This is a genomic window from Tunicatimonas sp. (assembly GCF_049647865.1).
GTDB lineage: Bacteria > Bacteroidota > Bacteroidia > Cytophagales > Cyclobacteriaceae > Tunicatimonas.
In genome coordinates, this window is record NZ_JBARYM010000251.1 from 1 (window position 1) to 4333 (window position 4333).

Here is a 4333-nt window from a genome sequence, read left to right on the forward strand (position 1 = left end):
TTGAGGAAAAGTTTATCATCGGGAATTAGCTGTAGTGCTACGCCGGGACCTTGGTAGCGTACTTCCAACACCTGCGGTCCCCAGCGTTCAAAGAAAGTCAACCGAATGGGGTGGTACCCGGCGGCTAGTTGCACCCGGCCTGACTTTTCCTGGGCTTCGGCTTTTCGGCCATCGTTATTAATAATTTCTTGTCCGTCTAAGTAGAAGTTACTGCCATCGTTAGCATTCACGTGAAAGGTATACTCCCCGGCCTGCTCAACAAGCAGGTAGCCTTCGTAGACAAATCCCATGGTATAGAATTTTCCAATAGCCGGATCAAAAGTGAAGTTGGGCAATGTACCCTGGCTAGCGGGGGTGAGTTGGTCAAAGTTAGGTAAAGCCGACCACTCGCCTACGTAGTAGCTATAGTGCAAGCCTGACTCGCCCACTTCAGCAGTAGGTGGCAGTGGGGTCTCGGGAGCCTCGGGTGAAGATGAAGGATCATCGCCTTCTTTTACTTCGTAAGATGCAACTGAAGAGGTAGCTATTTCCCCTTGGTCATCCTGCACTCTTGCTTGGACTTGGTATACACCCGCCGATACTGATGGCCAAGTATAGGTAACGTATCCCTGCTCAACTGATGGAGATTGCTCGTTAATTTGTTTTCCATCTACCCAAAAAGAAGCTTTAGCGATTTTACCATCGCTATCGCTAACTTCAGCTACTAAAGTAATATCGTCTCCTGCCAAGTAAGCAGCTTCTGATGGCTGAACAAGTTGGACAACCGGTGGGTTGTTATACGTGGGACTAGCCGATGTTTCTGTCTTCTTTAGAAAGAAAGCAAGCTTGGCCACGGGTGAGCTATACTCTATATTGAGTATTCCGTCGTTAACAGTCACGGTCCGCTCTACCGAGAAAGAGTGCTGACTCCCCGAAAATTTACGACCATCCAGACTACTGATAACTTGGTTGTTTTCTACCTTTACCGAAATATCACCATTACTCATCTCAGATGTCTTTTTGAAGATGAAAGTGATTTGGTATCCACCGTTCTCTACCGGAATTGCGTACGACTGTTTATTGGCAGTAGTGCGAAATGGAACAGTAGAAAATGCACTATATGAAAATAATAAGCTAACTAGTAGTAAAGTGAATAAGCGTAGTACCGGTATGCGCGATAGTAAGGGCTTTGTACTAGGATTTTTCCAAACGTTCGTTTCCATCAATTGAAAAATTTAGTGTTGATCTAGTTTTCTCAGCGGCAGTAAGTCTGTCGCTTTTAAGGCCTAGATTGCAAAAACCGTAGCCCGGTAGGCTAGATTTATTTCCAATTGATGTAGAATGACATTATTGTAATAATTAAATAATTTGCGAGTAATAGTTATAAAAGTGTTTTATAAAATATAAAGTTTATAACAGTGATTATTGACTCATTCTGATAATTATCTCTTTTAAATTATATATTTAGAGCATCAATTTGATTAAAATAATATTTATTGCACTAATTCAAGCTACAGGCATAATTGCACTTTATACATACCCTACGATGTTATGTTTTCTAAAAAAGAGCTTCTAAAACAGCGTAGTTGTAAAGCTTTCCTTTAAATCCTCTCGGCACCTAATAAAAGTTTAGTAAATACTTTTCTCACCAGAGTCTTAGAATTTTGTTGTAAATAGCAGGGTAGTTGACTGCTCTATTAGGAAAAGTTGGATATGATCTTCTTTCTTGAACATATAATGAGGTAGCCTTCTCATATAAATGAGGGTCTACGCAGAATAAGGATGGATGCTATGTTTGAACAGCACATTACTCCCCGGTTCTCAGAAACCGACGCACTAGGTCATATTAACAATACGGTAGTGCCCATTTGGTTTGAGCAAGCCCGACGGCCTATCTTTGAGCTTTTTACTCCTGATCTAGATCACAAGAAATGGTGTCTAATTATTGCCCGGATAGCGGTAGATTTCGTAGGGGAGCTACACTACGGCACCAACGTAGTAGTTCGCACTTCAATAGATGCTATTGGAAATTCCTCTTTTCAGGTAGCTCAAGAGATTTGGCAGCAAGATAAAGTACGAGCGAAGGGGGTTGCTACCTTAGTACACTACGATTACCAGTCGCAAAAATCAAAGCCAATTCCAGATCAGATACAAGAACAGTTAGCCCAACACATGACCGATACTTCATCTGCTGAATAGGCAAATGAGTGCATGAGCTCGGTGTGTCTTCAATTTGTTTAAACCTTCGTTGGCTGATATATCTAAAGACGCTAATTTTTTACAGACCGAACAATCGGTAGGTCATCCAAATTATGTAGAAAGTAAGTGCCCTGCGTAACCTTATTTACTATTATTATGAAAATTCCTGAAGTACACCACCTAAAGACCTGGATAGATGAACACCGCCACTTGCTCAAGCCCCCAGTAGGCAACGCTCAAGTATATCAGCAAACGAAAGATTTCATTATCATGATTGTAGGTGGGCCAAATTCCCGCAAAGATTTCCATTATAATGAGACGGAAGAGTTCTTCTATCAAATAGAAGGTGATATTACTTTGAAAGTACGAGAAGAGGATAAAACTCGTGATATTACTATTCACGAAGGTGAAATCTTCTTGCTACCAGCCAAGACACCCCACAGTCCGCGGCGCCCAGCTAATACTATTGGTATGGTAGTTGAAAAAATCCGTACTTCCAGCCATACCGATGGACTACTATGGTTCTGCGAGAATTGCGGGTATAAGCTGTACGAAGAGTATTTTCCCCTAGAAGATATTGTCAAACAACTACCGCCTATCATCAACAAGTTTCATAATTCGGTAGAGCTACGAACCTGCGATAATTGCGGTACTGTTATGGACGTTTCGAAGTAATGGTTGATGACTGATGAATAATGATTGATACGTTCTATAAAAATTTTCTGTTATTCATTTGTCATTACTCATCAATCATCACATATCGTTCAGTTGCCAGTTGTATTCATAGTGCGTTAATTGATATGAGGCAGGAATAGCTTTATCGCGATATTTATTCAAAAACTCAATAATGGTTTGACCACCTTTAGTGAAGTCCTTTTTGTACCAATCAAAAATTTTAGATACTGCCACCTGATTAGCACCAGGTTTAACTTGAATAAACTCATTATCATTAATTGATTTCTTAGTACGTTGCGCTAACTGTTTATCAAGTTGATTAGGTACGTAAGCAAAGCTAGCGAGGGGAGGGCAACTTTTGGCTGCACATGCCACAGCAAAGTGAATGCGAGGATCTCCGTAGGGAAGCACAATTTTTTTAATCTCTAATTCATTCAACGTCATCTTCTCTCCAGCTATTTTATGATCTACTCGATCGAAGAAACCGCTTTTATTCATAGGAGATTTAAGCGGGTAGTACTTAGCGATCTGATAAATCACGGCTAGGTTATACGAATTAATGTAAAAGGCTTTCTTTTCTGCATCAGTTGCCTGAGATAGGTCCATCTCGCCAATCTGCCGATAGAGCGATTCTATTTGAGAAAAGTTCTTCTTTACCCCTGTGTAATTTACGTTTCCTTTCATAACCCATTGTTCTAAGAACGTATTAGCATCGGTAAAAAAGGTAGTAACAGGCTTGGCCGATATATTAAATGTAAGCACTATAAATAAAATAGTAAATATAAACTTCATAATAATTCTTTTCTTTATTTCACTTATTTACTACGATATAGTACTATTAAGTGTTTGCTATCTTTTGTCACCTGCCTGACATTTATGCTTTGCTGGCTGCTATAAATAAGAAAGCCCAAGTATTTAAGCTGGGCTTCGCAAGTTCTTCGGTGTATCAGTTAATCTATAAGAGATAACTTATTGCTCATTAAGTGCCCAGCTATATTCATAGTACCCTACCTTATATGATTCTGGTATCTTTTCATCTCGGTACTGGTTAATATATTGCAAAACAGATGCCTGATTTTTGGTGAAATCGCCTTTGTACCAATCGAAAATTTTAGAGATATGCACCTTTTTCTTGCTTTTGTCTACCCGAATAAACTCCGGGCTATTAAGTGCTTGTCGGGTTCTCTCTTCTAATTGCTGGTCAAGTTGGTCAGCCTGATAAGCGAAACTAGCCAAAGGGGGGCAACTCATTGCCGCACAAACTAATACAAAGTGAGCGCGCGCATCAAAATGGTCTTTAAGCAGGCGCTCCTTTTCCAATTGATTTAAGGTAAGTGATTTTCCCGCTACTTGGTGCTTATTTTTATCAAAAAAGCCATTAATATTCATAGGTGATTTTACCGGATAGATTTGAATGATTTGGTATATGGTGACAATATTATAAGCATTAATATAGAATGCTTTTTTTTCAGCGTCGGAT

5 protein-coding genes are annotated in these 4333 nt (G+C 39.8%); 2 read left to right on the forward strand and 3 right to left on the reverse strand.

The features are described 5' to 3' along the window. On the reverse strand, positions 1 to 1202 hold a 1202-nt coding region (locus WBA23_RS07755; protein ID WP_424581703.1), incomplete at its 3' end, for a PA14 domain-containing protein. 568 nt (positions 1203 to 1770) lie between these two features. Between WBA23_RS07755 and WBA23_RS07760 the strand changes: the two genes are divergently transcribed. Together WBA23_RS07760 and WBA23_RS07765 are read left to right on the forward strand one after the other, a co-directional pair. Then, complete coding sequence (locus tag WBA23_RS07760; RefSeq protein WP_424581704.1) at positions 1771 to 2178, forward strand: acyl-CoA thioesterase; 408 nt, start codon at positions 1771 to 1773, stop codon at positions 2176 to 2178. A gap of 156 nt (positions 2179 to 2334) precedes the next feature. Further along, on the forward strand, positions 2335 to 2853 hold the full coding sequence (locus WBA23_RS07765; RefSeq protein ID WP_424581705.1) for a 3-hydroxyanthranilate 3,4-dioxygenase: 519 nt from the start codon (positions 2335 to 2337) through the stop codon (positions 2851 to 2853). A 78-nt stretch (positions 2854 to 2931) separates the two neighbouring features. Here WBA23_RS07765 and WBA23_RS07770 read toward each other — a convergent pair whose 3' ends face one another. After that, on the reverse strand, positions 2932 to 3645 hold the full coding sequence (locus WBA23_RS07770; RefSeq protein WP_424581706.1) for a DUF547 domain-containing protein: 714 nt from the start codon (positions 3643 to 3645) through the stop codon (positions 2932 to 2934). A gap of 177 nt (positions 3646 to 3822) precedes the next feature. Next, on the reverse strand, positions 3823 to 4333 hold a 511-nt coding region (locus tag WBA23_RS07775; protein ID WP_424581707.1), incomplete at its 5' end, for a DUF547 domain-containing protein.

Excerpts from the sequence above, each read along its gene's own strand:
- WBA23_RS07760 (WP_424581704.1), top strand. The coding sequence starts at position 1,771 with ATGTTTGAACAGCACATTACTCCCCGGTTCTCAGAAACCGACGCACTA.
- WBA23_RS07765 (WP_424581705.1), top strand. The coding sequence starts at position 2,335 with ATGAAAATTCCTGAAGTACACCACCTAAAGACCTGGATAGATGAACAC.
- WBA23_RS07770 (WP_424581706.1), bottom strand. The coding sequence starts at position 3,645 with ATGAAGTTTATATTTACTATTTTATTTATAGTGCTTACATTTAATATA.